A 26820-nucleotide genomic window follows, 5' to 3' on the forward strand; every position below is an offset into this window, starting at 1 on the left:
AGAAGTCCCGACTCAACCGGTCAGACCGAGAGCACCAGCCCGCTCGTGGGCACGCCGGTGCCGGCGGTGACGACCAGGTGCTCGATGTCGGCGACCGGGTTGACGGATGTCCCGCGGATCTGGCGCACGCCCTCGGCGATGCCGTTCATCCCGTGGATGTAGGCCTCGCCGAGCTGGCCACCGTGGGTGTTGAGCGGGAACGCGCCGTCGACCTCGATCGCGCCGTCGGCGATGAAGCCGGGTGCCTCGCCGCGCCCGCAGAAGCCGAGCTCCTCCAGCTGCATGAGCACGTACGGCGTGAAGTGGTCGTAGAGGATGCCCATCCGCATGTCGCTCGGGCCGAGCCCGGACTGCCGCCACAGCTCGCGCCCGACCACGCCCATCTCGGGGATGCCGATGTCGTCGCGGTAGTACGACGTCATCACGAACTGGTCCGCGCCGCTGCCCTGGGCCGCCGCCGAGATGTACGCCGGCTTCTGCTTCAGGTCGCGCGCCCGCTCGGCCGAGACCACGACCAGCGCGACCGCGCCGTCGCTCTCCTGGCAGCAGTCGAGCAGGTGCAGGGGGTCGACGATCATCCGCGAGGCCTGGTGGTCCTCGATCGTGATCGGCTTGCCGTAGAAGAACGCGTTGGGGTTGGTGGCCGCGTGCCGGCGGTCGGCCACCGCGACCGCGCCGAAGTCGGCCGAGGTGGCGCCGTACTCGTGCATGTACCGGGTCGCCTGCATGGCGACAGTGGCGGCCGGCGTACCGAGCCCCATCGGGTAGGACCAGGCGTTGTCGAGGCCGTTGGTGTTGACCTGCGTCGCCGCGGCGACGGAGAACTGGCCGAAGCGCGACTCCGAGCGCTCGTTGAAGCCGCGGTAGCAGACGACCACGTCGGCGATCCCGGTCGCGACCGCCATCGCGGCCTGCTGGACGGTCGCGCACGCGGCGCCGCCGCCGTAGTTGATGCGGCTGAAGAAGCGCATCTCCTTCATCCCGAGCTCGCGGGCGACCGCGATCTCCGAGGACGTGTCCATCGTGAACGTCGTCAGGCCGTCCACGTCGTCGGTCGTCAGCCCGCAGTCCTCGAGCGCGTGCAGGACGGCCTCGACGGAGAGCTGGAGCTCGGAGCGCCCGGAGGCCTTGGAGAACTCGGTCGCGCCGATCCCGGCGATCGCGGTCTTGCGATAGATGCTCATGCCACCACCCGCACGGTGCCGGTCACGTGGTCGCCGAGCGACACCGAGCCGACGACCTTGATCGTCGCGATGCCGTCCTCCACCGACTCGACGGTCCCCGTGAAGGTCAGCGTGTCGTAGGGGTGCGCGGGCGCACCGAGGCGGATCGCGATGCCCTTGAGCTCGGCGTCCTGACCGAGCCAGTCCACGACGTACTTCTCGACCAGGCCGTTGCTGGTGAGGATGTTCATGAAGATGTCCTTCGACCCGGCCGCCTGGGCGATGTCGCGGTCGTGGTGGACGTCCTGCCAGTCGCGGGTCGCGATCGCGGTGCTCACGATCGTCGTCGGCGTCATCGGCAGGCTCCACGCGGGGATCTGCTGCCCTGCTTCCAAGGTCTTCATGCCTTCCTCCAGAAGGGCAGCGTCAGCTCGTCGTCGATGGTGCGGTAGTCCACCCGCAGGCGCATCCCGATCTCGATCTCGACGTCCGCCCCAGAATCGGACACAGCGTCGACCACCTCGCCGACCATCCGGACACCCTCGTCGAGGTCGACCAGCGCGATCACGATCGGGAGCTCCTTGCCCGGGACGGGCGGGTAGCGGTGCACGACGTACGAGAAGACCGTGCCGGTGCCGGCCGCGACGACGTGGCCGCGGTCGAAGGCGTGGCACTCGGGACAGGCAGGCCCGGGCGGGAAACGGAGCACCCCGCAGGCGTTGCACTTCTGGATGCGCAGCTCGCCGGCCGCCGTACCGTCCCAGAAGAACTGCGAGTCCCGCCCCATCATCGGGCGGATCACGCCGGTGCTCATGCCTTCTCCTTCGGGATGAACTTGAGGACCCGGAAGAGCATCGTGGCGACCTTCTCGTCGCCGACGTACCAGGTGTTGCGCGACGTCACGAAGTAGCCCTCGCCCATCGCGGTCTGCTTGGGGCCGGCGACCGAGTCCAGCGCGGTGGTCACCCGCAGCTGGTCACCGACGCGCAGGTAGCGCTCGTAGCTCTGCTCGCAGTTGGTGCCGAGCACGGCCGTGTAGCCGGCGGCCGTCAGGACCTCCATCATCCGGCTCAGCGGGTCGTCGTCGGGGCGGCGGCGGCCGAGGCCGGGCATCGTCCAGACCTGCGCCATCGACGGCGGCGCCTCGCCGGTGCGGAAGCGCTCGTTGTCGTAGCCCATCGCGTCGAGCCAGGTGCCGATCGTCGGCTGGTTGACCTCGTACGGCGCCTGCGACTCCGACGCCTCGCCGAGCGCCTTGATCCGCTCGGCCTCCGCCATGATCTCGTCGTGCGTGCTCCCGGTGCCGCTCATCGGGGCACCCGCGGCAGGCCCAGGCCGAACATCGCGATCAGCTCGCGCTGCACCTCCTGCACGCCCCCACCGAAGGTGAGGACCAGGTTGCGCTTGGCCTGTCCGTCCAGGTAGCTCATCAGGTCGCCCGTCTCCTTGTCCGAGGGGTCGCCGTAGCGGTGCACGATGTCGATCAGCAAGGCCGACAAGTGCTGCACTTGGTCGGCCGCGAAGACCTTCGACGACGACGCGTCGCCGACCGAGATCTCGCCGGCCGCGCCGGCCCGCGCGACCTCCCAGTTGAGCAGCTCGTTGACCCGGAAGACCGCGGTGACCTCGCCCATGACGCGGCGTACGTCGGGCCGGTCGATGACGCCGGCCTTCGTGGCCCACTCGGCGACCCGGTCGCGCAGGCCCTCGATCCGCCCGGCGGGGCCGAGCATCACGCGCTCGTGGTTGAGCTGGGTGGTGATCAGCTTCCAGCCCTGGTTCTCCTCGCCGACGAGCATGTCGACGGGGACCCGCACGTCGTTGAAGTACGTCGCGTTGACGTGGTGCGACCGGTCGGCCGTGATGATCGGCGTGAACGAGTAGCCCGGGTCCGTCGTGTCGACGATCAGGATCGAGATGCCCTTGTGCTTGGGCGCGTCCGGGTCCGTGCGTACGGCGAGCCACAGGTAGTCGGCCTGGTGGCCGCCGGTGGTCCACAGCTTCTGCCCGTTGACGACGTAGTGGTCGCCGTCCTTCTTCGCGCTGGTGCGCAGGGACGCCAGGTCGGTGCCCGCGTCGGGCTCGCTGTAGCCGATCGCGAAGTGCACCTCGCCGGCGAGGATCCGCTTCAGGAACATGTCCTTCTGCTTCTCGCTGCCGTAGCGGATCAGGGTCGGTCCGACGGTCTGCAGGGTGACCGCGGGCAGGTGCACGTCGGAGTACTGCGCCTCGTTGGCGAAGATCGTCTGCTCGATCTCCCCGAGCCCGTGACCGCCGTACTCCTTCGGCCAGCCGACGCCCATCCAGCCGTCGTCGCCCATCTGCTTGACGATGCGCTGGTAGGTCTCGCCGTGCCGGTCCACCGCCATGTCGCGGTGCTCGTTGCCGTCGGCGAGCCCGGTGAAGTACGCCCGCAGCTCCGCCTTGAGCGCCCGCTGCTCGGCGGTGAGCTCGAGGTTCTTGGTCGTCGGGTCCTCGACGTGCACGTCCTCGGCCTGGACCTCGAGCACGTGCACGATGTCGGTGACCCACGAGAAGTAGCGGTGCATCGGGTAGGTGATGTCGACGCCCATGCCGCCGTGCAGGTGGTGGCAGGTGCGCATCGCACCGGGCGCCTCGTGGCAGACCCAGTACGCCGCCACGGCGAGGTCGTCGGCGACGTCGATGTCGTGCGCGATCCGCCACGCGGCGTTGTCGGCTGCCAGGTCGAGGGTGCGCGAGGCGATGTAGACGTCCGCGATCTGCATCGCGACCGCCTGGAACTCCGCCAGGGTCCGGCCGAACTGCGTCCGTCCCTTGATGTACGTCGCGGTCAGGTCCCGCGCGCCGACCACCAGGCCGGCGGCCGTGATCGCGAGGCCGGCGACCGCCAGGTCGGTGAGCACCCGCGCCGCGTCGGCGCCCGGCAGCAGCTCCGCGGGTGCGCCGTCGAGCACGACCGTGTGCTGGGTGGTGCCGTACGACGACCCCGACTCGAGCAGCTCGACGCCGGGCCCGGCCGGGTCGACCAGCGCCACCACGGTGCGGTCGCCGTCGGCAGCGGTGACGAGCAGGCGACCGGCGCGATCGGCGTACGTCACGCCGATCTTGCGGCCGGTGACCTTCCCGTCGGCGTACGTCGTCGCGGTGGCCGCGGCGATCGAGCCGCCGACCTCGCGCAGCGCCGGCGTGAGCAGCGTCTCGCCGGACGCGACTCCGGGCAGCAGGGCCGCGCGCTGCTCCTCGGAGCCCGCGGCCGCGAGCGTCAGGACGCCGCAGCAGAGCGTCTCCCACACCGGGAGCTGGACCGCGCGCTGGCCGGTCTCGCGCAGCAGCACGGCGACCTCGGGCAGCCCGAGGCCCTCACCGCCGTGGGCCTCCGGCACCGGCAGCGACAGCAGCCCGGCGGCGGCGAGCGCCCTCCAGGTGGCGTCGACGTCGTCGGTGGCCCGGTCCAGGGCCTCTCGGACGACCGAGCGGACGGCCTCGACCGACTCTGCAGTCTCGGACTCTTGCGTCACGTGCATCTCCTACGACCGTCTCGGGTACGAACGGAATGGCAAAACTGTAACCTGTTCTACATTAGCCCGACGCGATCGTCGAGAGTGAGGGCCAGCCGGTGCGCCTGCCGTCTCCGCCAGCGTTGCTCAAGCGCCAGCTCCTGGGGCGGGTCTACGTCCCGTACGTCCGGATCCCCGAGGGTCGGATGGTCGAGCTGCCGGGCCGCGGCTCGACGTACGTCACCGACACGCCCGGCCCGACGCCCGACTCCCCCACGATCGTGCTGCTGCACGCGGTGGGGTGCACCGGGCTGCTGACCTGGTTCCCGTCGATCGGGCCGCTGTCGCGGCGCTTCCGGGTGATCACCCTCGACCAGCGCTGGCACGGCCGCGGCATCCAGTCCGACGAGTTCTCGCTCGTGGACTGCGCCGACGACGTGGCCGCGCTGGTCGACGTGCTCGGCCTGGAGGACGTGATCGTCGCCGGCTACTCGATGGGCTCGATCATCGCCCAGCGGGTCTGGCGCCAGCACCCCGACAAGGTGGGCGGGCTGGTGCTGTGCGCGACCACCGACCGCTTCCGGTCCTCCGTCGCGGAGAAGAGCTTCCACGCCGGCATGGAGATAGCGATGCTCGGGACGCGGGGGCTGTCCCGGTCGCGGGTCGCGGTCCGCGCGGCCCGTACGGCGGCCAGCGCGCTCGACCTCGCCCCGGACGACGTGCACGACTGGGCGTTCGCGGAGTTCCGCAGCACCAGCCCGTGGGCCGTCGGGCAGGCTGTGGCCGCCCTCGGGCGGCACCACTCACGCCCGTGGCTGTCGCGCATCGACGTCCCCACCGCGGTGGTGGTGACGACCCAGGACCACGTGCTGCCGCCGCGTCACCAGCTCGCGCTGGCGCGCCGGATCCCTGGCGCGACGATCCACGACATCAGGGCCGGTCACGCCGCCTGCACGCTGCAGTCGGAGCGGTTCGTCCCGGCCCTGCTCGAGGCGGCGACCACCGTCAACGCGCGCCGTCGCGACTTCAGCCGGCGGACGCAGCCTTCCTCTTCCGCGCTCGCTTGATCGAGGTGGGCGGCGCCTGCGCGCTGACCACCGCGGCCTTGAGCACGGCGAGCTCCACGGGGAAGCGGCGTACCAGGTCGTCCACGTCGGGCATCGACTCGCTGCAGGCGATGATCCCGACGTGCAGCTGGCCGTTGTTGGACATCACGGTGATGTTGAGGCCGGCGCCGTGGAAGACCGGGCCGAGGGGGTAGAGGCCCTCGACCCGGGCCCCCATGAAGTAGAGCGGCACCGGCGGGCCGGGCACGTTGGAGATGACCAGGTTGTGCACGACCGGGTGCTTCTCGGGCAGCTTCAGGCCGGCGTACGCGCGCACGGCTAGCCCGAAGGTGCGCGGCGCGGCGAACTCCGCCCAGTCCTGCAGCGAGTCGGCGCTGATCGCCTGGTGGTGGTCCTTGGCGTTCTTGTTGTTCTCGGCCATGTCCTGGAGCCGCTCGAGCGGGTCCTCGGTGTCGGTGCCGAGCTTGGCGAAGAGGGCCGAGACCTTGTTGGCCCCGCTCGAGCGCTTCGACTCCTCGCGGACCGAGACGGGCACGGTCGCCAGCAGGGAGCTCGACGGCAGCTCGTCGCGGTCGAGGAGGTAGGAGCGCAGCGCGCCGCCGGCGATCGCCAGGACGACGTCGTTGACCGTCGTGCCGGTGGCCTTCTTGACCTGGCGGACGTCCTCGAGGTCCATGTCGGCCAACGCGATGACGCGGTGGCCGGTGATGGTGCCGTTGAAGGACGTGCGCGGCGCCGAGAACGGCGCGGCCATCGCCGTCCCGGCGCGGGCCCGGCCGACGGTCTTGGTGATGAGCTGGGCCGACGGCGTCAGCAAACGTACGGCGTTGAGCGGGCGGGTCACCGTGGTGACGAGGGCGCGCCCGAGGAGCTCGGTCTGGCCGGGTTCGTGCCCGCGGTCCTGCGGCTCGGCGGGCGCCATCGGCGGCTGGTCGGGCTCGAGGCTGCACAGGTGGGACAGCAGGTTGGAGCCGGACACCCCGTCGACGGTCGCGTGGTGCATCTTCATGAACACGACGACCTTGTCGTCCTCGTAGCCCTCGATCACCCACATCTCCCACAACGGCCGCGACCGGTCGAGCGGGAGGCCGGCGAAGTGGCTGGTGAGCTCGGAGAGCTCGGCGGCGCTGCCCGGCGACGGCAGCGCGAGCCGGTGCACGTGCCGGTCGATGTCGAAGTGCCGGTCGTGGACCCAGACGGGGTGGTCCAGGCCCAGCGGCACCTTGCGCAGGCGGCGGGTGAACTCGGGGACGTCACGCACCCGACGGTCGATCTCGGCCCGGAACGCCTCGAACGAGTACCCACCCGGCATGGTGCTGGGGTCGAGGACGATCACCCCGCAGACGTGCATCAGCTGGGCGGGCGTCTCCAGGTACAGGAAGCTCGCGTCGAGCCCCGACAACCGATCCATGTGTGCACCCCTCCGACTCCCAGTGGCGCGCTCGATGTGTAACGCGTTCTAGTTCTAACGACACGGGTGCCGGGCGGCAACGGGTGACGGTCGTCTCATACCCGGTCGTACGCCTCTCGACTCCCGCTCTACATTTGTCGTATGGGGTTCCTTCGTCGCCAGCTCGTGACCGCCGCTCTCACCGCCAACGCGATCCGCCCGGTGCCCGGCTACCAGGCCAGCGTCCCGTCGTTCTTCGCCGGATGGCTGACCACCGAGCTCACCCCGCACCTGATGGCGCTCACCGCTGCCGACGCCGCCGCGCACGCCGTACGACGCCGGCCGCGGCGCGGGGTCGGGCTGGCGCTGGCCGCGCTCAACCTCGCCGGGCAGGCGTTCCTGGTCGACCAGGCGCGGCGGTCCAGCGCGAAGGTCGAGGACGCGCTCGTCGAGGGCCTCGGGATCGACTACGTGGAGCAGCTCGACGCCAAGCCGACCCCGGCCGAGCTCGCGACGCCGTGGCGGCGGCTGGTCAACCCGTTCCGGATGCGCAACGTCGACGTCGTGGTCGACAAGAACATCGCCTACGCCCCCGAGCACGGCAAGCGGGGGCTGCTCGACGTCTACCGGCCCGCGGCCGGCACCGACGGTCGAGCGCCCGTGCTGCTGCAGGTCCACGGCGGCGCGTGGACGATCGGCAACAAGGACCAGCAGGGCATCCCGCTGATGCAGCACCTCGCCGCCAAGGGCTGGATCTGCGTGGCGATCAACTACCGCCTCGCCCCGCGCGACCCCTTCCCCGCCCAGATCGTCGACGTGAAGCGGGCGATCGCGTGGGTCCGCGACCACATCGCCGAGTACGGCGGCGACCCCGACTACATTGCCATCACCGGCGGGTCCGCGGGCGGCCACCTGACCGCGCTCGCCGCGGTGACCCCCAACGACCCCGACTACCAGCCCGGGTTCGAGGACGCCGACACCAGCGTCGCCGTCGCCGTACCCCACTACGGCGTCTACGACTTCGCCGGCTCCACCGGGCTGCGGTCTGCCGAGCAGATGCGCGACAAGTTCCTGGCGCCCCGCGTCGTACGCCGTCCCTGGGCGGAGGCGCCCGAGGTCTTCGAGGCCGGCACTCCCCTGCTCCGCGTCGGCAAGGACGCTCCCGACTTCTTCGTCATCCACGGCGCCCACGACTCCCTCGTCGCCGTCGACCAGGCGCGTCTCTTCGTCTCGCGGCTGCGCGAGACCTCCGGCGCCACCGTCGTGTACGCCGAGCTCCCCGGCACCCAGCACGCCTTCGACGTCTTCCCCTCCATCCGCTCCGCCCACGTGGTCCGCGCCATCGACCGCTACCTCCACTGGCACTGGAACACCTGGCGCCGGGAGCGGGCGACCGAGGTCTGACCGCGGCCTGCGGGTCGTCAGTGGTGGCAGACCGACAGGCAGCTACACGGGTACGGCGGGCCCGGGTCGGCGCAGGCTTCCGGCTTACCGGTGGTCGAGCGTCGTTGAGACCCCAAAAGGCTGACCGCGACCTGCGGGTGGTCAGTGGTGGCAGACCGATAGGCAGCTACGCGGGTACGGCGCGCGCGGGTCGGCGCCGCTCGCCGGCTTGCCGGTTTCCGGTGGTCGAGCAGCGAGCGCCAGCGAGCGTCGACGAGACCCCCGCACCCAACTCGCTGGACCAAGAAAGTTCTGGACTCAGCCTTGTCATTCGAACACCTGTTCGATACCATGAGACATGGCCACGCCCTTCGTCCCCGACACCGCCACCACGGCGGCGCCCACGGACGAACGCGCGCTCCTCGACCAGATCCGCGCCCTCGAGGACACCAAGGCCCAGGCAGCCGCCCAGCAGGCCGAGCTGACCGTGCAGCTCGACCACCTGGTCCGGACCCGCCACGCCACCTCCCGGATCCCCGCTGCCCGGCAGGGCCGCGACGTCGCCAGTCTGGTCGCCTACGCCCGGCGTGAGTCCCCCGCGAAGGGATCGCGGCTGCTGGGGCTCGCGCATGCGTTGACCGAGCAGCCGCACCTGTGGGCCGCGATGCGCGCCGGCGTGATCTCCGAGTGGCGCGCCACCCTGATCACCCGCGAGACCTCCTGCCTCTCCCGTGCGGATCGGGCGCTGGTGGACGCGGAGATCTGCCAGCCCGACCCCGATACCGGGACGTACCGGTTCGATGGGTGGGGCGACCGGAGATTGACCGCGGAGACCCAGAAGGCCGTCATCCGCGTCGACGCCGCCGCCGTGGTCAACCGCCGGTCGAAGGCCGAGGCGGACCGCCACGTCTCGATGCGGCCCGCACCCGACACCATGGCCCGCCTCTCCGCCCTGCTGACCGCCAAGCAGGGTGTCGCGGTGTGGGCGACGCTGACCCGGATCGCGGACCAAGCAAGGTCCGCCGGCGACCCCCGCACCCGCGGCCAGGTCATGGCCGACACCCTCGTGGAGCGCATCACCGGCGTCGCACACGCCGATCAGATCCCGGTGGTCGTGAACGTCGTGATCTCCGACCAAGCCCTCCTCGACGACAGCGTCGAGCCCGCGTGGCTCCACGGATACGGACCAATCCCCGCCGACACCCTCGACCCCGAGCACCTGGCCGCGATCCGCCGCCTCTACGCCAAGCCCGCCACCGGCACCCTGGTCGCGATGGAGTCCACCGCCCGCGAGTTCCCCACCGCACTCGCCCGGTTCATCGAGCTGCGCGACCGGACCTGCCGCACCCCCTTCTGCGACGCCCCCATCCGCCACCGCGACCACGCAGAAGACCACGCCACCGGCGGACCCACCACCTCGGTCAACGGCCAAGGGCTCTGCGAGCACTGCAACCACACCAAGCAAGCACCCGGCTGGCGCAGCCGACCCCTCAACGGACCACCCGACCAACGCCACACCATCGAAACCCGGCTCCCCACCGGCCACGTCGCCCGGTCGACCGCGCCCGCAACACCCACACCAGCGACGACCAGACAGATCAGCCCCGCCGAGACCTACCTCCTCGAAGTCGTCCTCGCCGCCTAGTGACCTGAGGTCGCCACCGTTTACCCAATTTCGACGGTTGTCGTCGGCCATTGAGAGCGAGTGGTCTGGAACCTCACATTCGCGTCCGGGGAGGGACACATCGTGAAGAGACGGATCACCACGACATTGGCGGTGGGAGCGGTGGCGACGCTCGCCCTGTCGGGCGCCCCCGCGGTCGCCGACAACGGCGGCCACCAGCACCACGGCTCCGGCGAGCTCGAGACCGTGTTCGACGGCCTGAACGGTCCACGTGGCGTGGACGCGCTCGGCCACGGGCGCACGCTCGTCACCGAGACCGACGGCACCTTCAGCCTGATCCTGGAGCCGCACAAGCGCTGGCACCACTGGCGCGGCGCCCGCCACGGCAGCGCACCGCGCAAGATCGTGCTCGGTCAGGTACCGACGAACTTCGCCCCCGCCATCGCAGCGGGGCGCCACGGCACGATCTGGCTGCTGACCGGCGGCGCATCCCCGGACGAGCCCGCCGCCGACAACGGAGCGACCCTCTTCAAGTGGAAGGCGGGCTGGGCCGCACCCGTGGCGTTCGCGGACATCGCCGCCTACCAGGAGTCCGACCCCGACCCGTACGACCTCGAGGACCTGCCCGCTGACAGCAATCCGTTCGGTCTGGCCGCCCTGCGCGACGGCAGCGTCCTGGTCGCCGACGCGGCCGGCAACGACCTGCTGCACGTCTCGAAGTCCGGAGACATCGAGACGGTCGCCCGGTTGAAGCCCCGCGAGGTCGTGACGCCCGAGGGCCTTCCCGGAGCCGGCACGCCTGCCACGGCCGAAGCAGTGGCCACGTCCGTGACGGTGGGCTCGGACGGCGCCTGGTACATCGGCGAGCTCCGTGGCTACCCGGCAACCCCGGGTACCTCCGAGATCTGGCGGGTCCGCCCGGGCACGACCGATGCACTCTGCGATCCGGAGAAGCCCTGGGGCGCCTGCCAGAGGTACGCCGACGGCCTCACCTCGATCGTCGACCTGGGTGCCGGACGGCACGGCATCTACGCGGTCACGCTCTCCAAGCTGAGCTGGCTCGCCGTCGAGTCACCTACGCCGCCCCCGGGCGCCGACATCGGTGGTCTGTTCCTCGTCAGCGGCGGGCACGGCCACGGCCACCACCGGCACGGGCACGGGCACGGGCACGGGGCGCGCATCACCGAGCTGGTGCCGGATCAGCTGCACCTGCCGGGTGGGGTGGACGTCGCCGGCGACCCGTACGTCGTTGGCCCCGTCTTCGGTCCGGGCGCGCTCGCCAAGATCGACTGACCACAGACGGCGTCGTCACCGATCGCGCACCCCATGCCGTGATCGGTGACGACGCGCTTCACCCCCTATCGTGCTGCCATGGAGCTGGCGTTCTCAGGCGACGTCTGGCACTGGCGCGGGCCCGCGCCGCACCACTTCGTGTGGGTGCCCGAGGACGACGCGGCGCAGATCGAGGAGGTCGCGGCAGCGGTCACCTACGGCTGGGGCATGATCCCGGTGACCGTGCACCTCGGCGGCTCGACCTGGACCACCTCACTGTGGCCGAAGGACGGCGGCTACATCGTGCCGCTCAAGCTCGCGGTACGGCGGGCTGAGGAGGTCGACGTGGGCGACACCGTCGAGGTCCGGCTGACGCTCGACGTCTAGCGCGGCAGGCCGAGGATCCGCTCGCCGGCGACGTTGCGGAGGATCTGCGTCGTACCGCCCGCGATCGACAGGCACCGGGTGTTGAGCATCTCCCACAGGTCGGCGCGTACGTCGTCGGACGCCTCGAGCAGCACCGCGTCGCCGTGCAGCGAGACGACCAGCTCGGCGCCGTCCTGCCGGTTGCGTACGCCGAGCAGCTTGGCCACGCTCGACTCCGCGCCCGGACCCTGACCGGCGAGCGACCGCATGGTCGCGCGCACCCCGAGCAGCGCGCAGACGGTCGCCAGCGCGATCGAGTGCCCGACCGCGACCCGCTGCGCCGAGGAGACGCCGGCGGCCGCGAGGTCGATGGCCCGCTCGGTGCTCTTCGAGAGCCGGGCGCTCGCCATCGCGACCCGCTCGTTGGCGAGGGTCGTGCGCGCCAGCTTCCAGCCGTCGTCGACCTCGCCGACGACCATCTCGTCGGGCACGAAGACCTCGTCCAGGAACACCTCGTTGAAGAGCGCCTTGCCGGTGATCTCGCGCAGCGGGCGGACGTCGATCCCGGGGCTGTTCTTCATGTCGACGAGGAAGTAGCTGATGCCCTTGTGCTTGGGCACGTCCGGGTTGGTCCGCGCCAGGCAGATCCCCCAGTCGGCGCGCTCGGCGACGGAGTTCCAGACCTTCTGGCCCGACAGCTTCCAACCCCCGTCGACCTTGGTGGCCTTGGTGCGCAGCGACGCCAGGTCGGACCCGGCGCCCGGCTCGGAGAAGAGCTGGCACCAGGTCAGGTCGCCGAGCAGCGACGGCCGCACGAACCGCTCCCGGAGCTCCTCCGTGCCGTGCTCCAGGATCGTCGGGACAGCCCAGCCGGCGATCACGATGTCGGGCCGGGTCAGCTCCGCGCGGGCCAGCTCCTGGTCGATGACGACCTGGGTGACCGCGTCCGCCCCGAGACCGTACGGCGCGGGCCAGTGCGGCGTCAGGTAGCCGGTCTCGACGAAGGCCGCCCGGCGCTCGCCCTCGGGCAGTGCCGCGATGCGTTCGACCGTCGCGCGGACCTCCGCCCGCACCTCGTCGTCGCGACCGTCCAGGTCGAGCTCAACCCGTCGCCGCGTGCCGCCGACGGCGGCCTCGACCAGCCGCTCGGCGGCGGCGTCGCCGTCCCCGACCAGTGCCCGCAGGGCCAGCGCCCGGCGCAGGTAGAGATGCGCGTCGTGCTCGAAGGTGAAGCCGATGCCGCCGAGCACCTGGATGCACGACTTGGCGACCTCGACGGCCCCGTCGAAGACGATCGAGACCGCGACGTCCGCGGCGAACGCCCACTGCTCGTCGTCACCGTTCGCCACGCACGCCACGTCCCAGGCCGCCGCGGTCACCGCCTCGGCGGTCTCGAGCATCTCCGCGCACAGGTGCTTGACCGCCTGGAACGCGCCGATCTTCTGCCCGAACTGCTCGCGCACCTTGGCGTACTCCACCGCCGTCGCCAGGCACCACCGGGCCACGCCGGCGGCCTCCGCGGCCGCCAGCGTGACCGCCGTACGGCGGAGCAGGTCGGCCGTCAGGCCGGGCACGGCGACGCCGGCCGCCCCGTCGACCACCCGTACCGCGCCGTAGCGACGGCTGAGGTCGATGCCTACCGACGAGGTCGCCTCGACCGCGTCTCGTGGGTAGACACCCCAGCTGCCCGACTCGTCGGCGAGCAGGAGGTGGGTGGCCGACGGCACGTCCCAGACGACGTCGGAGAGCCCGATGCCGACGATCGCGTCGGCGGGGACGTCGGGCGCGACCAGCGAGGCGACCGCCGGTCCGAGCAGCGGCCCGGGCACCAGCTCGTGCGCGCAGGCCTCGAGTGCGACCGCCAGGTCGAGCACCGACCCGCCCCCGCCACCGGCCGACTCGGGCAGCGCGATCGTGGCGACGCCCATCTCCTGGCCGGCCTCCCAGACCGACGCGAACGTCGCGTCCGCGTCCGTCTCGGCCGCGCGCGCCAGCTCGCGGCCCCGGAGGTCGGCGGCCCACTTGCGCAGGCTCGCGGCCAGCTCGACGTGCTCGTCGGAGATCCCGATCGACATGCGGCTCCTCGGCGTGGAACTAGAACGTGTTCCAATCCTAACGGGGTCGGCCGCCGTTTGCCCACGCACCCGGTGGGGCATCTCCTCACCGTGAGTACGCCGGGTCGCCGCGACGAGCTGATCGCACTGGTCGTGATCGTGGTGCTGGTCGCCCTGGTCATGGGGGTCGTCGCCTTCCTGGGCCGCGACGGCGGGGACCCGCCGGACGCGGCGGCCGACCAGCCGGCCGCGACCCGCACGCCCACCCCGACCTCCGACCCGGATCCGGAGCAGGAGCCGACCGACGAGGCGACCCCGGCGACCCAGACCGGCCCCGAGGTCGGCGGCACGCCGTACCTCTATGCCTGCCAGCTCGTGCCGCGGGCCGACGTCCAGCGGATCTTCGGCGCGTTCGGCGCGGACGCCCGCACCCGGCAGACCTACCTCGACCGGACCCCCACCTCCCGGGAGCCGGCCGCGCCGGCGACGCGGGTGCCGGGCGGTCTCACCACGTCCTGCGACTACACGTTCGCCGATCCCGCCGGCCACACGCTCGAGGTGAGCGTCACCCAGGTCGCAGACACGCGCGCCCTGGCCCGGCGGTGGTCGCGTCTCCCCCAGGCACGCAAGGTGAAGGGCACGAACGACCTGCGGATCCTCCCGGCACGCCGGTCATTCGCGCTCCGGGGTGACGGATTCATCGCCGACGTCCGCTACTCCACCTTCGGTGACGCGGCGCGCAAGCGGCCGCTCTCCGCCCGCGAGGTCGCCTGGCAGGTGCCCCGAATGCGCAAGGTGCTGGCCGCCGTCTCCCGCCACGTCGCCGACGGGACCGCGACCGCCGGCCCGCAGCCGACGAACGCCGACCTCGGGCCGACCGTCGGCAGCACGCCGTACGTCGAGCCCTGCGCGCTCCTGACGGACGAGGCCTTCGCGGCGACCGGCGGCGCACGTCGGCCCGGGCCCGTGGACGTCGACTCGTCGTACCTCGCGCACGACCCCTACACCGACGCCCCGGTGAGCAGCTGCGAGCGGCGTGGCACCCAGCCGGCCAAGCGTGCCCGGGACGCCCGGACCACCTTCGCGGTGCTCGAGGTCCGCGTGGCCGCCGACCCCGCCTCCGCCCAGGAGGTGGAGGCCAAGCACCTCGACAACCGCTACCCGCGCGGCACCAAGGTCCACCGCGTGCGCACCGCGGCCGGCACGGCGTACGTCGTGAACCTCGGGGGGACCGACGAGTGGCCCTGGCGCAGTCGTGCGATCCAGGTGGTCGTCGGGAGCTACGAGCTCCACCTGTCGGTGCTGCGCGACGTGACGCCGGGCCGTCCGTACGGACGCTGGGTCAGCGAGGCCGAGCTCGTGGCCGCCGCCGACGAGCTGATCGGCGCCATGGAGTCCGCGACGGAGTGAGTGCCGGGGTGGCCTAGGGTCACCCCCGTGACTGCCCCGATGCCTCCCGACCTCCTCCAGCACGCGCTCGACGCCAAGGGCTTCATGCCCGGCGACGAGGGGCTCCTGCTGCATCGCCACGCCCGTGAGCGCCTGCCGCACGGCCCGGCCCTGGAGGTCGGCACCTACTGCGGCAAGTCCGCGATCTACATCGGTGCGGCCGCGCGCGAGGTGGGCGGCACGCTCTTCACCGTCGACCACCACCGCGGCTCGGAGGAGAACCAGTCCGGCTGGGAGCACCACGACGCGACCCTGGTCGACGCGGAGCTCGGGGTGATGGACACACTGCCGGTCTTCCGGCGCAACATCGCGCTCGCCGGCCTCGAGGACCAGGTCATCGCGGTCATCGGCAAGAGCACGACGGTCGCGACGTACTGGCGCACTCCCCTGTCACTGCTCTTCATCGACGGCGGGCACGCGGAGGAGCACGCGCAGAACGACTACTCGGGCTGGGCGCACTGGCTGATGGAGGGCGGGCTGCTCGTCATCCACGACGTCTTCCCGGACCCCGCGGACGGCGGGCAGCCGCCGTACCACGTCTTCCTGCGCGCGCTCGAGAGCGGCGCCTTCACCGAGGTGGAGGCACTGGGCTCGATGCGCGTGCTGCGGCGGACCTCAGGGAGCGCTGGGGACGCTGTCGGCTGACGGGCAGCCGCACTCGAGGCCGAGCTCGGCGAAGTGCGGCGCCAGCGAGGTGCCGCGCATGATGCCGGAGCCGGCCGTGCTGTGCCCGGCGACCTCGCCGAGGGCGTCGATGGCGAGGATGACCGCGGCGGCGGTGTAGGTCGTGTACTCGACCGGCCAGTAGACGTTGCGCGGCTCGCCGTCCGGCACGGTCTCCGACTCGTCGCCGTAGACCCATCCGGTCCAGTAGCGGCCGTCGTCCTCGCGCAGGTGCTGCATGTCCTTGATCAGCGCCAGCGCGCGGCGGTGGTCGCCGAGCGTGTCGAGCGCCATCGCGAGCTCGCAGGTCTCCGCACCCGTGACCCACGGGTTGGTGTCCACGCAGAGGATGCCGAGGCCGGGCCGGACGAACTCGTCCCAGCGGCTGTCCAGCAGCTCGAACGCCGCACGGCCGCGCACGGCGCCGCCGAGGACCGGGTAGTACCAGTCCATCGAGTGCGCCGACTTGTCCGCGAACAGGTCCCGGTGCTCGCGCACGGCGTGGCCGAGCCGGCCGCCGACGAGCTCCCACTCCGGCTGCGGCTCGTCGAGCAGGTCGGCGAGCGCCACCCCGGCGCGCAGCGACTGGTAGATGCTCGAGGATCCCGTGAGCAGGGCGAAGTCCTCAGTCGGCGTGTAGTTGATGCCGCCCCACGGCAGCTGCTGCGAGACCACCCAGTCGAGGGCGGAGCGCACGGTCGGCCAGAAGCGGTGGACGAAGTCGATGTCGCGGCGGACCAGCCAGTGGTGCCAGATGCCGACCGCCAGGTAGGCCGTCATGTTGACGTCGCCCCGGTCGTCGTCGACCTCGCCGTTGACCATCTTCGTCGGGAACGACCCGTCGGCGTGCTGCATCGACGGCATCCAGGCGTAGGCACGCTCGGCAGCCTCGACCTCGCCGCCGACGAGCATCGCCATGGCCGCCTCGACGTGGTTCCACATGTCGACGTGCTCGCCGACGCTCCACGGCACGGCGCCGCAGGGCTCCTGCATGGCCACGATCGACGCCGCGGTCGCAGCGACCTGCTCGGCGGTGAGGATGCCCTCGACGTAGGGGAGCTGCGCGAGGGGGTCCGTCATGCCACGTCCGGCTTGCGGAAGTAGAGGACCATGCTCTTGCCGATCAGCGGGTCGAGGACCTTGCCGGCGTACTCGAGGGCCTTGGGCTGCTTCATGATCTCCCAGACCAGGAGCTTGTGATAGCTGCGGGCGAAGAAGTTGTCGTCGTTGGTGACGCCGACCGCGCACTTGATCCACCAGTACGGCGCGTGCAGCCCGTGGGCGTAGTCCTTGCCCTCGAAGATCATCGCGTCGCCGGGCTGGCCGTCGTTGAACTTGCCGGCCTTGGTGACCTTGTCGACCAGCTCGTGGTCGGTGTAGATCCGGATGTGACCGCCGGGCGCGTTGTGGTAGTCGTCCGAGAGCTTCCAGTTGATGACCTCGGGCAGCCAGCGCGGCACCGAGATGGCGAGGGTGCCACCGGGGCGCAGCACGCGGACCAGCTCCTTGATCGCGTCGACGTCGGCGTGGATGTGCTCGAGCACCTCGGCCGCGACGATCCGGTCGAACTCGCCGTCCGCGAAGGGCAGCTGCAGCGCGTCGCCCTGCTTGATGTCGGCGGCGGCGCCCGCGGGCACCTCGCCCTGCTCCTTCATCGCACCGAAGACCTCGAGCACGCCGGCCAGCTCGTCCGCGTCCATGTCGAAGGCGACGACGTCGGCACCGCGGCGGTACATCTCGAAGGCGTGGCGTCCGCCGCCGGCGCCCATGTCGAGCACCCGGTCGCCGGGCAGCAGGCCCAGCCGGTCGAAATCAACGGTCAGCACTGGTGCTCTCCTCCTGCTCACGCCGGTAGTCGGCGATGACTTCTTCGTACGCGATGGCGACCTTCGCGGCCACCGCCCGCCAGCTGAACAGCTCCTCGACGCGCTTGCGCCCGGCCGCGCCGTACCGTGCCCGGCGCTCGGGGTCGTCGAGCATCTTCGCGATCGCGGCCTCGAGGTCGCCCACGTCGCCCGGGGTGACCAGGTCGGCGCAGAGCCCGTCGGGGCCGACGACCTCGGGGATGGCGCCGGCGTCGGAGACCACGAGGGGGGTGGCGCAGGCCATCAGCTCGGCGGTCGGGAGCGAGAAGCCCTCGTAGAGCGACGGCACGCAGGCGAGCTCGGCGGAGCCCATCAGCTCCACCAGCTCGGCGTCGCTCACACCGTGGACGAAGTGCACGTGGTCGTTGATCGAGAGCTTGTCGATCAGCTTCTCGGTGCGGCCGCCGGCCTTGGGCTTGGTGACGAGGAAGAGCTCGAGGTCGCGCTCGGTGCGCAGCTTGGCGAACGCCTCGAGGAGCGTCGCGATGCCCTTCATCGGGGCGTCGGCGCTGGCCATCGCCATGATCCGGCCGGGTACGCGGGGCTTGGTGGGCGGGTTGAACGCGTCGTCGACGCCCAGGAGGATGACCTGCATCCGCTCGGGGTCGACGCCGAAGTCGGTCGCGATGTCGCGCTTGGACGTCTCCGAGGGCGTGAGGATCTTGCGGGCCTGGCGCGCGACGGCCGCCTGCATCTTCACGAAGCCGTACCAGCGCCGCAGGGTGAGCTTGCGCCACGGGTTCTTGGTGGCCGCGATGTCGATGCGCCGGTCGTAGCTGATGGGGTGGTGCAGCGTGGTCAGCAGCGGCAGCCCCATCTTCTCGATCTCGAGCATGCCGTAGCCGAGCACCTGGTTGTCGTGCACGATGTCGAAGTCGTCGATGCGGCCGGCGAGCTCGCGGACCGCACGCAGGCTGAACGTCTTGGGCTCGGGGAAGCCGGCCGCGCACATGGTCGCGAACTCCTCGACGTCGATGCGGTCGCGGAACTCCTTGAGCGTCGGCAGCCGAAACGGGTCGGGCTCGCGGTAGAGGTCGAGGCTGGGCAGCTTGGTCAGCTCCACGCCGGGGTCGAGCTCCGGGTAGGGCTGCCCGGAGAACACCTCGACGGAGTGTCCGAGGTTGACCAGCTCACGACTGAGGTGACGGATGTAGATGCCCTGTCCCCCGCAGTGCGGCTTGCTTCGATAGGACAGCAATGCGACTCGCATCCGCACCCTTTCTCTTCCTGGTGACTCGACGGGTGTCGAGACGGCTGGCCGGGTGCGTGACACGCGGTGCCAGCCAAAGTGAAACGTGTTCCTATTTTAGACCATGGATTGATAGCCTAGTCGGCGAACAGAGAGTCGTAATCGGTGGGACGCTCGGATCCTTCTAGACTCACGGGGCCAGCGTCGTTCCGACTGTGACACCGACAGCGAACGACACACCCAACTCGACCACGGGGGTCCATGTGAGCAGCGCCAACTCCCTGGCCGTCGAAGACCTCGGCTCGGCCGCCCAGCGCGACCGCCGCAAGAGGATCCTCGACGCCACGATCGCGCTCGCCTCGCAGGGCGGCTTCGACGCCGTGCAGATGCGTGGCGTGGCGGAGCAGGCCGACGTCGCACTCGGCACCCTCTACCGCTACTTCCCCTCGAAGATCCACCTGCTGGTGTCCGCGCTCCAGCGCGAGTTCGAGCGCACCGAGTCGATCATGCGCGAGCGTCCCTCCGACGGCGACACCGTCGCCGAGCGGGTGATCAACACGCTCAAGCGCACGACCCGCGGCATGCAGAGCGACCCGCAGCTCACCGAAGCGCTCACCCGCGCCTTCATGTTCGCCGACGCCTCCGTCGCCGCCGAGATCCACCAGGTCGGCATGCTGCTGACCTCGATGCTCACCCGCGCGATGTACCCCGAGGGCCACGACCGCCTCACCGAGGAGGACGTCGCCATCGCCCGCGTCATCGGCGACGTCTGGCTCTCCGCCCTGGTCGGCTGGGTCACCGGCCGCTCCACCGCCGCCGAGACCGGCCAGCAGATCGAAGTGGCCGTCAGGCTGCTGCTCCGCGACTGACGGGTCGATGCGCCGAGTCGGCGCTAGTGCGTGAACTCGACGATCTCGCGCTCGAGCCAGGTGTCGACCTTGGCCGACAGCAGGGTGAGCTCGTAGACCAGCTCGCGCTCCCGCTCCTCGTCGGTGAGCCGGTCGACGTAGCCGGGCACCTGCGCGCGATACAGGTCCGCGACCTCCGCCAACCCAGCCGGCACGCGCCGGACACGGACCCGGTTGCTGCTGATCGTCTCGCCCGACTCCATGGTCCCGGCGAGCACCGCGATACGCCCGCGGTCGAGCGCGTGAGCCTTCGTCCCCTCCGGCGCCGTGGTGACGTACCAGACGCCGGGCCGGTCGGACCGGACGAAGCGCATGACGCGGCTCGCCGGCGTACCGGACTCGTCGACGGTCGACATGACCATGACGTTGGTGGCGGCCGCGACCTTGGTGAACGACTCACGGGAGCGCTCGACGAAGATGGTGCTGTCCTGGCGGTTCTCCTTCGCGAAGGCGAGCGCTGCCTCCACCGAGTCGAAGCGCCGCTCCCCCTCGATGAAGTAGAGGATCTGCGGGACGTATGGCGAGATGTCCTCGTCCTGGTAGTAGAACGACTGCCAGCGACGGCCCGCGTGCAGCTCGCTGGTGAACCTGGCCCGCCGGCTGGTCTCGTAGCGGGCGAGCCGCCGCCGTCCCCATGCCGTCCCGAGCAGGCTGCGAGCGAGCTGCATCCCGATGATCGCACCGAGGGCGACGTCGACCGCCAGCGGTCGCCACGAGTCGGGTCGCCTCGGCAGCGTGCTGTCGACCGCGAAAAAGATCAGCGCACTCACGACGCCACCGGCGAGCGCCGCCAGCGTCGTGAGCACCACCCGGTAGCGGCGCACCTCGAACCGGATGGCGTCCGCTGCGCGCTGCCTGCTCTTGACGTGCAGCTCGCGCTGCTTCATGTCGGCGACGAGCGCCTGGTCGGCGGGCGAGAGCGGCATCAGTCGACCCCGTTGGCGCGGTACAGCCCGCGCAGCTCGTACGTCTCGATGTCGCCGTAGGGCTGGATCTGCACGGAGCGTCGGACGACCCGGTCGGCCCGCGGGCCGTACTTGTCGGAGTACCAGGTCTCGGCGATCTCCAGGCGCAGCGCCAGGCGTCGCTCGTCGTACTCGCGACGTGCGTTGCGCGCTGTGGCCGACGTGCGGTCGAGGAGGTGCAGGCCGAGGAAGATCAGCACGAAGGCGACGAAGAGGATCCCGAGCAGGAACACCGTCCGGTCCCACATGTCGAAGCCCTCCTGGTAGCTCCACCACCCGCCCTCGTCGTGGCGGTGCAGCAGCGACGAGGCCGTGATGAAGACCGGCAGCACCACGAAGAACCAGCTCACCAGGACCCAGACCACCTGGAAGACCTTGGTGCGGAGGTGACCGGGGCCGAAGAACCACTCGACCGTGACGTCCTTCTCCGTGACCTCGTGGACGACGTAGGAGGGTCGGCTGGTCATGACGGCTCCTTCCCGTGCACCTCGCGGGTGACGTGCAGGCTGTCGGACCGCTCGGGCGACTTCCACGAGCCGCCGTCGCGGCGCTCCCAGACCTTGCGGACCGTCGGCACGAACTCGACGACGACGGTCCAGGTGTTCACCATCCAGTAGACGAGCATGTACGCCGGCGCGAAGAGGATGTACTTCAAGGTCCGACCACCGTCGTTGTAGTACGACGCCGCGCTCAGCTGGACCAGCCCGATGACCATCTGGAGGGCGACGAAGATGCCCACCATGTACCAGTTGTGCCAGAACCGCTCCCAGTTCTGCGTCACGGCCATGAGGAGCTGGGTCAGCAGGAAGAGCGCCATGCTGATCCAGTAGAGGAAGCTCCAGAAGACACTGAAGCTGTAGTCCAGCACGATCGGCATCATCCGCCAGCGGCGGATCGGGTGCCGCAACAGCGCCGGCCCCTTGGTCACCAGGACGTAGATGCCTCCCGACGACCAGCGCCTGCGCTGCTTGACCAGCGATCGGGTCTGCTCGGGCACGTCGAGGAAGAAGCGGATGCGCGGGGCGAACAACGCCCGCCAACCGGCGGCCTGCATGTCCCACGCGATCGCGATGTCCTCGGTCGGCTGCTCCGCGTGCCAGCCGCCGACGTCGATCACGGCCTGCCTGCGGTACATCGTGTTGGCCCCCGAGAACGCGAACAGGCCGCCGTACGACATCTGGGAGCGCTTGATCAGCCCGATGATCGAGTTGAGCTCGTTCTGCTGCGCCTCCGCGGTCAGCGTCGTGCGGTTCGCCGCGAGCATGTTGCCGGTCACCGCGCCGACGTTCTGCCCGCCCTCGCGCTCGAAGTAGCTCAGGTACTGCCACAGTGCATCGGGATTGGGCCGGGTGTCCGCGTCGTTGGAGAGGAGGAACTCGCCGCGAGCGAAGGCGAGCGCGACATTGAAGCCGTGCGCCTTGCCCCGGTTCTTGACGATCGAGATCACTCGCAGGTCCGGGTACTCGACCTGCAGCTCCTCCAGGATCTCGGCGGTCCGGTCGGTGGAGGCGTCGTCGACGACGATGATCTCGTACTTGTCCGAGGGGTAGTTGAGCATCGTCTCGAGGTAGCGCACGGTGCTCTCGATCGATGCCTCCTCGTTGTGCGCCGGGATCAGGATGGTGACGAAGGGCTCGCCGTGCTCCAGGTAGCGAGGACGGTCGTGACGCTCGGAGAAGACGTGGTAGTAGAAGCTCGAGACGAGGAAGGCCAGCCCGCCGACGATCGGGTAGGCGATCAGCACGAAGATCAGCAGCTGGACGAACCAGTCGGCGGCTGAGCTCGGCATACCTCCTCCTTCGAGCCGATCCTAACCAGCGGTGAGACGAGCGAGCCGGTCCACGCCGGCGGGCAGGCTCGCGCCGAGGCGGGCGACCACGTCTGCGACAGCCGGTGAGCCGGCCTGCTCCGGCGGCACCCGCGCCGGGTTGAGGGCGACCCGGTCGGACCACTCCTTGATGTCGGGCTCGGCGCCGAAGGCCGCGGAGTTGCGCAGGCCCGTCACGTTCATCGTGGCCCAGTCGACGAGCGAGTTGCCGAAGGACGAGGGCCGGCAGAGCCGGTTCTTCTCCGCGTCGTCGTCGCGGGTCGCCTCGACGTACCCGGCGAGCGCGGCGCCGAAGCACGGGAAGCCCGCCCGGACCGGCTGGGGCGTGATCGCCTCCGGCCCCCAGATCGGCACGCGAGGGCGCGCCTTGAGGCCGTCGGCCGCGCAGTCGACGACGACGGCGTCGCCCGCGACGGCGACCGAGCCCTCGGTGAGGTCGAGACGACCGCGGTGCGCGGTCCGGATGTGACCGAGGCGTACGACGTCCTCGATCGTCCGGAGCTGGTCGAGCTCCCAGCGGCCGAGCGTCGGCGCCTTGGCCATCGTCGGCGTGACCGAGCGGTCGATGCGGTGCATGATGCCGAGCTCCTCGAGGGCGAGGAAGAGGTCCGGCAGTGATGCGGCACCCGCGGCCGCGGTCATTATGTCGGCGACCATGCCGAGGTAGATGACGGGGTCCGGCTGGATCAGGGCCCGGTTGAGCATCCACGGGTCGCGCGGTCGCACCCAGCAGATCGCGTCCGGGTCCACGCCACGGGCGAGCAGCCAGATGCAGGCGTCGGTCGCCGTCTTGCCCGACCCGACGACCACGAACCGGCTCGGCGCCTCCTCGAGGCGCGCCAGGTCGTTGACGGCGATCACCCGGGCACCATCGGCTACGCCGAACCTCGGCGCCGTCTCCGCCGGGATGTCGGGCGACAGGTAGCTCGCGTCGACGACACGACAGTCGTCCGGCACGTCGTACCTCTGGCCGGACACCCGCGACACGAAGGTCCGCTCCCCCACGTAGTCGCAGCCGGCGAAGAACTCGACCTGTCCCGATGCCAGCATCCGGTGCGTCAGCAGGTCGCTGTAGTAGCTCGTGATCTTCGCCTGGTCGGCACGCTCGTGCAGTCCGGCCTCGGGTCCGGACTGCTGCATCCGCCCGCCGCCGAGCACGGTGGACGCGGCGCCGTAGAACGTCGAGGCCTGGTGCAGCCGCACGAACGGGTACGCCGCCAGCCAGTGCCCGCCGGCGGCGTGCCGCCGGTCGACCAGCGCCACGCGGACGTCGGCGTGGTCGATCAGGGCGTCCGTGAAGGCCATCCCGGTCGCCCCGGCGCCGATCACCAGGTAGTCGGCCTCGACCCGTTGCGTCACGAGGCAAACCCAACCACCGCCGCGGTGCGGACGTCCACCGATCTCCGGCCACGCTAGTCCTAGTATGTCGACTGGCTCACTCGCCTAACGTCCCTCGAACTCGGAAGAAGGACCCATGACCGACCACACCTCCTCGCGTCCCGGCGGCCTGACGCGGCGCACCCTGGCCGGAGCGGCCGTCGGCGCGCTCGGCGCAGCCACGGCCGTGACCGGCACGGACCCGGCGTACGCCGAGCAGCCCTTCCGCGCCGTCGCCCGCCACGGCAGGACCCCGCGACCCAACATCCTGGTGATCTTCGCCGACGACCTGGGCGCCGCCGACCTGAGCGTGTACGGCGCCCCGCACATCAACACCCCCCACCTCGACAAGCTGGCCGCCTCCGGCCTGCGCTTCACCCAGGGCTACTCCGCGGGCGCGGTCTGCTCCCCCACCCGGATCGCCCTCTACACCGGTCGGCACCCCGGCCGGATCGCTGGCGGGCTGCAGGAGCCGATCGGCGCACCGACCGCGACCGACGGCATCCCGCCGGAGCACCCGACGCTCGCGTCGCTGCTCAAGAAGGCGGGCTACTCGACCCACATGGTGGGCAAGTGGCACGGCGGCTTCCTGCCGTGGTTCTCGCCACTCAAGTCCGGCTGGGACAGCTTCTACGGCAACTACTCCGGCGGCGTCGACTACTTCAGCAAGTACACGACCTTCGGCTACGACCTGTACGACGGCGAGGAGGTCACCCAGGACCCGCGCTACTACACCGACATCCTCACGGAGAAGGCCGTCGAGGTGGTCCGGGCCGGGGCCCGGCAGAAGAACCCGTGGCTCTTCAACCTCAACTTCACCTCGGCGCACTGGCCCTGGGAGGGACCCGGCGACAAGGCGGTCAGCGACGAGATCACCGCCAGGATCAAGGCCGGCGACCGCACCGCGCTCTTCCACTACGACGGCGGCTCCGTCGACAAGTACGTCGAGATGGTGGAGAACCTCGACGCCGCCATCGGCACGGTCCTGCGTGAGCTGAAGCGGACCGGGCAGGACGAGGACACCCTCGTGCTGTTCGCGAGCGACAACGGCGGCGAGCGGTTCTCCTACAACTGGCCGTTCACCGGCAACAAGGCGAGCGTCAACGAGGGCGGCATCCGCGTCCCGATGATCCTGTCGTGGCCCGGCCAGGTCCGCGCCCGCCAGGTCGACGACCTGCCGGTCTACACGACCGACTGGACGGCCACCTTCCTCGAGCTCGGCGGCGCCAAGCCCGACCCGGCGTACCCGCTCGACGGCACCAGCCTGGTGCCGCACCTCTTCCAGGGTCGACGGGTGCCGGAGCGCGACCTCTTCTGGCGCACCAAGGAGGGGCGCGCGCTGCGGCGTGGCGAGCTGAAGTACGTCCGAATCGGCGGCGTCGACCACCTGTACGACGTCGAGGCCGACTCGCGCGAGCAGGCGGACCTGGCCACGAAGCGGCCCGAGGACCTGGCCGCGCTGCGCACCGCGTGGGAGCAGGTCAACCAGGAGCTGCTGCCCTACCCGGCCTGAGCTACTCGAGGAAGCCCGCCGTGGAGCCGCCGAGCTCCATGGCGGGCAGCCCGAGCTTGCGGTGGTCCCAGGAGCGCACCCGGTCGACGTCGAGGCGGATGGCGGCGCGGTTCTTGGCCATGAACTCCACGAACGGCTTCATCTCCTCGGTGTACGGCGCGTTGTAGCGCTCGAAGATGTTGACGCAGACGTCCCAGACGACGTCCTCGTCCTCGACGACGACGCCCTGGCCCTCGATCGCCACCCCGCGGAGCTGGTCGTAGGTGTGACCGGCCTCGACCAGGAACGAGCAGCGCGGGTCGCGGCGCAGGTTGACGGTCTTCTGGGCCTTCTTCTTGGTCTCGAACCAGACCTGGCCGTCGAGCACGCCGTACCACATGCCCACGAGATGGATCTGGCCCTGCGCACCGAAGGTGCCCAGGGTCGAGGACCGCTGCTGGAGGAGGAACTCGGCGACCTCGTCGTCCGACATCACGATCTGACCGCGCTGGTTGACCATGACAGGAAACCTAGCCGCCGAAGGCGTGGGTCGCGGTCACGCCTCCGTCGATCGAGATCTCGGCGCCGTTGATGTACGACGACTCGTCGCTGGCCAGGAAGACGTAGAGCGGCGCGATGTCCTCGGGGTAGCCGACCCGGCGCAGCGGCACCCGCGAGGCGCCGAACTCCATGGCGGCGTCGCCGCCGTGCACCCGGGTCATCGGGGTGTCGATCATGCCGGGGTGGATCGAGTTGACCCGGATGCCCTTGGGGCCGAGCTCCATCGCCGCGCACTTGGTCATGCCGCGGATCGCCCACTTGGTGGCGGCGTACGCCGTGCAGCTGGCCATGCCCGCGAGGCCCTCGACCGAGGACGCGTTGATGATCGAGCCACCGCCGTTCTTGCGCATCGTGCGGGTGACGGCCTGCATGCCGAGGAAGCAGCCGAGCTGGTTGATCCGCCAGATCAGCTCGACCTCCTCGACCGCCTGCCGCTCGATGTCGCCGAAGCGGAGGATGCCGGCGTTGTTGGCGAGCACGCTGACGGGACCGAACCGTTCGTTGGTGTCGTCGACGACCCGGGCCCACGAGGCCGGGTCGCTGACGTCGTGGTCCGCGAAGTGGGCGTCGGAGCCGAGGTCGTCGGCGAGCGCCTGGCCGGCCTCCTTCGCGATGTCGGCGATGACGACCTTGGCGCCCTCGGCGACGAAGTGCCGCGAGATCGCCTCGCCCTGCCCCTGCGCGCCACCGGTGACGATGGCGACCTTGCCGTCCAGACGCGTCAT

The 26820-nt window shown here is 70.7% G+C and carries 25 protein-coding genes; 9 read left to right on the plus strand and 16 right to left on the minus strand.

Annotated elements, in window-relative coordinates; translation table 11 throughout:
• Positions 1-20: 20 nt before the first annotated feature.
• The 5 genes from ABEA34_RS22205 to ABEA34_RS22225 are packed head-to-tail and all read right to left on the minus strand — an operon-like array spanning position 21 to position 4663.
• Positions 21-1184 carry a lipid-transfer protein gene (locus ABEA34_RS22205; protein WP_345523895.1) on the minus strand — a complete coding sequence of 388 codons (1164 nt, stop codon included), beginning with the start codon at positions 1182-1184 and terminating at the stop codon, positions 21-23.
• Positions 1181-1567, minus strand: coding sequence for a MaoC family dehydratase (locus ABEA34_RS22210; protein ID WP_345523897.1), 387 nt, complete (start codon positions 1565-1567; stop codon positions 1181-1183). The genes ABEA34_RS22205 and ABEA34_RS22210 overlap by 4 nt, the downstream gene beginning before the upstream one ends.
• On the minus strand, positions 1564-1977 hold the full coding sequence (locus ABEA34_RS22215) for a Zn-ribbon domain-containing OB-fold protein (RefSeq protein WP_345523899.1): 414 nt from the start codon (positions 1975-1977) through the stop codon (positions 1564-1566). The genes ABEA34_RS22210 and ABEA34_RS22215 overlap by 4 nt, the downstream gene beginning before the upstream one ends.
• On the minus strand, positions 1974-2474 hold the full coding sequence (locus tag ABEA34_RS22220) for an FAS1-like dehydratase domain-containing protein (protein ID WP_345523901.1): 501 nt from the start codon (positions 2472-2474) through the stop codon (positions 1974-1976). The genes ABEA34_RS22215 and ABEA34_RS22220 overlap by 4 nt, the downstream gene beginning before the upstream one ends.
• Positions 2471-4663: an acyl-CoA dehydrogenase family protein gene (locus ABEA34_RS22225; RefSeq protein ID WP_425576905.1), complete on the minus strand. Its 2193-nt coding sequence runs from the start codon at positions 4661-4663 to the stop codon at positions 2471-2473. Before ABEA34_RS22225 ends, ABEA34_RS22220 begins: the two co-directional genes overlap by 4 nt.
• Positions 4664-4761: 98 nt before the next feature.
• Here ABEA34_RS22225 and ABEA34_RS22230 point away from each other — a divergent pair, with 98 nt between their 5' ends.
• Positions 4762-5709 (plus strand): alpha/beta fold hydrolase, encoded by a 948-nt coding sequence (locus tag ABEA34_RS22230; protein WP_345523904.1) that lies wholly within the window; start codon positions 4762-4764, stop codon positions 5707-5709.
• Here the strand turns inward: ABEA34_RS22230 and ABEA34_RS22235 are convergent.
• Positions 5669-7120, minus strand: a complete 1452-nt coding sequence (locus ABEA34_RS22235) for a WS/DGAT/MGAT family O-acyltransferase (protein WP_345523905.1) — start codon at positions 7118-7120, stop codon at positions 5669-5671. The two genes, ABEA34_RS22230 and ABEA34_RS22235, sit on opposite strands and share 41 nt — an antisense overlap.
• Before the next feature lie 141 nt (positions 7121-7261).
• On the opposite strand from ABEA34_RS22235, the gene ABEA34_RS22240 reads away from it, so the two are divergent.
• The 4 genes from ABEA34_RS22240 to ABEA34_RS22255 all read left to right on the plus strand — a co-directional run bounded on the left by ABEA34_RS22240 (position 7262) and on the right by ABEA34_RS22255 (position 11765).
• Positions 7262-8503 (plus strand): alpha/beta hydrolase fold domain-containing protein, encoded by a 1242-nt coding sequence (locus ABEA34_RS22240; protein WP_345523906.1) that lies wholly within the window; start codon positions 7262-7264, stop codon positions 8501-8503.
• 337 nt (positions 8504-8840) lie between these two features.
• Positions 8841-10127, plus strand: coding sequence for an HNH endonuclease (locus ABEA34_RS22245; protein ID WP_345523907.1), 1287 nt, complete (start codon positions 8841-8843; stop codon positions 10125-10127).
• A 102-nt stretch (positions 10128-10229) separates the two neighbouring features.
• Positions 10230-11399 carry a ScyD/ScyE family protein gene (locus ABEA34_RS22250; RefSeq protein WP_345523908.1) on the plus strand — a complete coding sequence of 390 codons (1170 nt, stop codon included), beginning with the start codon at positions 10230-10232 and terminating at the stop codon, positions 11397-11399.
• Positions 11400-11477: 78 nt separating this feature from the next.
• Entirely contained in the window at positions 11478-11765 is a 288-nt protein-coding gene (locus ABEA34_RS22255; RefSeq protein ID WP_345523909.1) for a DUF1905 domain-containing protein, read from the plus strand.
• Here the strand turns inward: ABEA34_RS22255 and ABEA34_RS22260 are convergent.
• On the minus strand, positions 11762-13819 hold the full coding sequence (locus ABEA34_RS22260) for an acyl-CoA dehydrogenase family protein (RefSeq protein WP_345523910.1): 2058 nt from the start codon (positions 13817-13819) through the stop codon (positions 11762-11764). The genes ABEA34_RS22255 and ABEA34_RS22260 overlap by 4 nt on opposite strands.
• A 90-nt stretch (positions 13820-13909) precedes the next feature.
• Between ABEA34_RS22260 and ABEA34_RS22265 the strand changes: the two genes are divergently transcribed.
• Positions 13910-15208, plus strand: coding sequence for a hypothetical protein (locus ABEA34_RS22265; protein WP_345523912.1), 1299 nt, complete (start codon positions 13910-13912; stop codon positions 15206-15208).
• A gap of 27 nt (positions 15209-15235) precedes the next feature.
• Complete coding sequence (locus ABEA34_RS22270; RefSeq protein ID WP_345523914.1) at positions 15236-15892, plus strand: class I SAM-dependent methyltransferase; 657 nt, start codon at positions 15236-15238, stop codon at positions 15890-15892.
• Here the strand turns inward: ABEA34_RS22270 and ABEA34_RS22275 are convergent.
• Genes ABEA34_RS22275 through ABEA34_RS22285 form a run of 3 tightly spaced genes read right to left on the minus strand, consistent with a single transcriptional unit; the run spans position 15863 to position 18985 of the window.
• Entirely contained in the window at positions 15863-16990 is a 1128-nt protein-coding gene (locus ABEA34_RS22275; RefSeq protein ID WP_345523916.1) for a prenyltransferase/squalene oxidase repeat-containing protein, read from the minus strand. The genes ABEA34_RS22270 and ABEA34_RS22275 overlap by 30 nt on opposite strands.
• Positions 16987-17736 (minus strand): class I SAM-dependent methyltransferase, encoded by a 750-nt coding sequence (locus ABEA34_RS22280; RefSeq protein WP_345523918.1) that lies wholly within the window; start codon positions 17734-17736, stop codon positions 16987-16989. The genes ABEA34_RS22275 and ABEA34_RS22280 overlap by 4 nt, the downstream gene beginning before the upstream one ends.
• Positions 17723-18985 carry a glycosyltransferase family 4 protein gene (locus ABEA34_RS22285; RefSeq protein WP_345523920.1) on the minus strand — a complete coding sequence of 421 codons (1263 nt, stop codon included), beginning with the start codon at positions 18983-18985 and terminating at the stop codon, positions 17723-17725. Before ABEA34_RS22285 ends, ABEA34_RS22280 begins: the two co-directional genes overlap by 14 nt.
• Before the next feature lie 242 nt (positions 18986-19227).
• Between ABEA34_RS22285 and ABEA34_RS22290 the strand changes: the two genes are divergently transcribed.
• Complete coding sequence (locus ABEA34_RS22290; RefSeq protein ID WP_345523921.1) at positions 19228-19833, plus strand: TetR family transcriptional regulator; 606 nt, start codon at positions 19228-19230, stop codon at positions 19831-19833.
• A gap of 23 nt (positions 19834-19856) precedes the next feature.
• On the opposite strand, the gene ABEA34_RS22295 is transcribed toward ABEA34_RS22290, so the two are convergent.
• Genes ABEA34_RS22295 through ABEA34_RS22310 form a run of 4 tightly spaced genes read right to left on the minus strand, consistent with a single transcriptional unit; the run spans position 19857 to position 24024 of the window.
• A complete protein-coding gene (locus ABEA34_RS22295) occupies positions 19857-20798 on the minus strand; it encodes a pyridoxamine 5'-phosphate oxidase family protein (protein WP_345523922.1) in 942 nt (313 codons plus the stop codon).
• Positions 20798-21304 carry a hypothetical protein gene (locus ABEA34_RS22300; protein WP_345523923.1) on the minus strand — a complete coding sequence of 169 codons (507 nt, stop codon included), beginning with the start codon at positions 21302-21304 and terminating at the stop codon, positions 20798-20800. The genes ABEA34_RS22295 and ABEA34_RS22300 overlap by 1 nt, the downstream gene beginning before the upstream one ends.
• Positions 21301-22626 (minus strand): glycosyltransferase family 2 protein, encoded by a 1326-nt coding sequence (locus ABEA34_RS22305; RefSeq protein ID WP_345523924.1) that lies wholly within the window; start codon positions 22624-22626, stop codon positions 21301-21303. Before ABEA34_RS22305 ends, ABEA34_RS22300 begins: the two co-directional genes overlap by 4 nt.
• A gap of 21 nt (positions 22627-22647) precedes the next feature.
• The gene (locus tag ABEA34_RS22310) at positions 22648-24024 is read right to left on the minus strand and encodes an FAD/NAD(P)-binding protein (protein ID WP_345523926.1); all 1377 of its coding nucleotides are present in this window, start codon (positions 24022-24024) and stop codon (positions 22648-22650) included.
• A gap of 115 nt (positions 24025-24139) precedes the next feature.
• Between ABEA34_RS22310 and ABEA34_RS22315 the strand changes: the two genes are divergently transcribed.
• Positions 24140-25555, plus strand: a complete 1416-nt coding sequence (locus ABEA34_RS22315; protein ID WP_345523927.1) for a sulfatase family protein — start codon at positions 24140-24142, stop codon at positions 25553-25555.
• Between the two features lies 1 nt (position 25556).
• Here the strand turns inward: ABEA34_RS22315 and ABEA34_RS22320 are convergent, their stop codons facing one another.
• Both ABEA34_RS22320 and ABEA34_RS22325 read right to left on the minus strand, forming a co-directional pair.
• A complete protein-coding gene (locus ABEA34_RS22320; protein ID WP_345523929.1) occupies positions 25557-26054 on the minus strand; it encodes a pyridoxamine 5'-phosphate oxidase family protein in 498 nt (165 codons plus the stop codon).
• A 10-nt stretch (positions 26055-26064) separates the two neighbouring features.
• Positions 26065-26820, minus strand: a complete 756-nt coding sequence (locus tag ABEA34_RS22325) for an SDR family NAD(P)-dependent oxidoreductase (RefSeq protein WP_345523930.1) — start codon at positions 26818-26820, stop codon at positions 26065-26067.

It is taken from the genome of Nocardioides conyzicola, from assembly GCF_039543825.1.
In the GTDB taxonomy this organism is placed as follows: domain Bacteria; phylum Actinomycetota; class Actinomycetes; order Propionibacteriales; family Nocardioidaceae; genus Nocardioides; species Nocardioides conyzicola.

Coding starts and splice junctions, on each gene's coding strand:
- ABEA34_RS22255 (WP_345523909.1), top strand. CDS start 11,478: ATGGAGCTGGCGTTCTCAGGCGACGTCTGGCACTGGCGCGGGCCCGCG.
- ABEA34_RS22220 (WP_345523901.1), bottom strand. CDS start 2,474: ATGAGCGGCACCGGGAGCACGCACGACGAGATCATGGCGGAGGCCGAG.
- ABEA34_RS22235 (WP_345523905.1), bottom strand. CDS start 7,120: ATGGATCGGTTGTCGGGGCTCGACGCGAGCTTCCTGTACCTGGAGACG.
- ABEA34_RS22295 (WP_345523922.1), bottom strand. CDS start 20,798: ATGCCGCTCTCGCCCGCCGACCAGGCGCTCGTCGCCGACATGAAGCAG.
- ABEA34_RS22305 (WP_345523924.1), bottom strand. CDS start 22,626: ATGCCGAGCTCAGCCGCCGACTGGTTCGTCCAGCTGCTGATCTTCGTG.
- ABEA34_RS22215 (WP_345523899.1), bottom strand. CDS start 1,977: ATGAGCACCGGCGTGATCCGCCCGATGATGGGGCGGGACTCGCAGTTC.
- ABEA34_RS22285 (WP_345523920.1), bottom strand. CDS start 18,985: ATGCGAGTCGCATTGCTGTCCTATCGAAGCAAGCCGCACTGCGGGGGA.
- ABEA34_RS22210 (WP_345523897.1), bottom strand. CDS start 1,567: ATGAAGACCTTGGAAGCAGGGCAGCAGATCCCCGCGTGGAGCCTGCCG.
- ABEA34_RS22315 (WP_345523927.1), top strand. CDS start 24,140: ATGACCGACCACACCTCCTCGCGTCCCGGCGGCCTGACGCGGCGCACC.
- ABEA34_RS22320 (WP_345523929.1), bottom strand. CDS start 26,054: ATGGTCAACCAGCGCGGTCAGATCGTGATGTCGGACGACGAGGTCGCC.
- ABEA34_RS22260 (WP_345523910.1), bottom strand. CDS start 13,819: ATGTCGATCGGGATCTCCGACGAGCACGTCGAGCTGGCCGCGAGCCTG.
- ABEA34_RS22205 (WP_345523895.1), bottom strand. CDS start 1,184: ATGAGCATCTATCGCAAGACCGCGATCGCCGGGATCGGCGCGACCGAG.
- ABEA34_RS22275 (WP_345523916.1), bottom strand. CDS start 16,990: ATGACGGACCCCCTCGCGCAGCTCCCCTACGTCGAGGGCATCCTCACC.
- ABEA34_RS22300 (WP_345523923.1), bottom strand. CDS start 21,304: ATGACCAGCCGACCCTCCTACGTCGTCCACGAGGTCACGGAGAAGGAC.
- ABEA34_RS22240 (WP_345523906.1), top strand. CDS start 7,262: ATGGGGTTCCTTCGTCGCCAGCTCGTGACCGCCGCTCTCACCGCCAAC.
- ABEA34_RS22325 (WP_345523930.1), bottom strand. CDS start 26,820: ATGACGCGTCTGGACGGCAAGGTCGCCATCGTCACCGGTGGCGCGCAG.
- ABEA34_RS22245 (WP_345523907.1), top strand. CDS start 8,841: ATGGCCACGCCCTTCGTCCCCGACACCGCCACCACGGCGGCGCCCACG.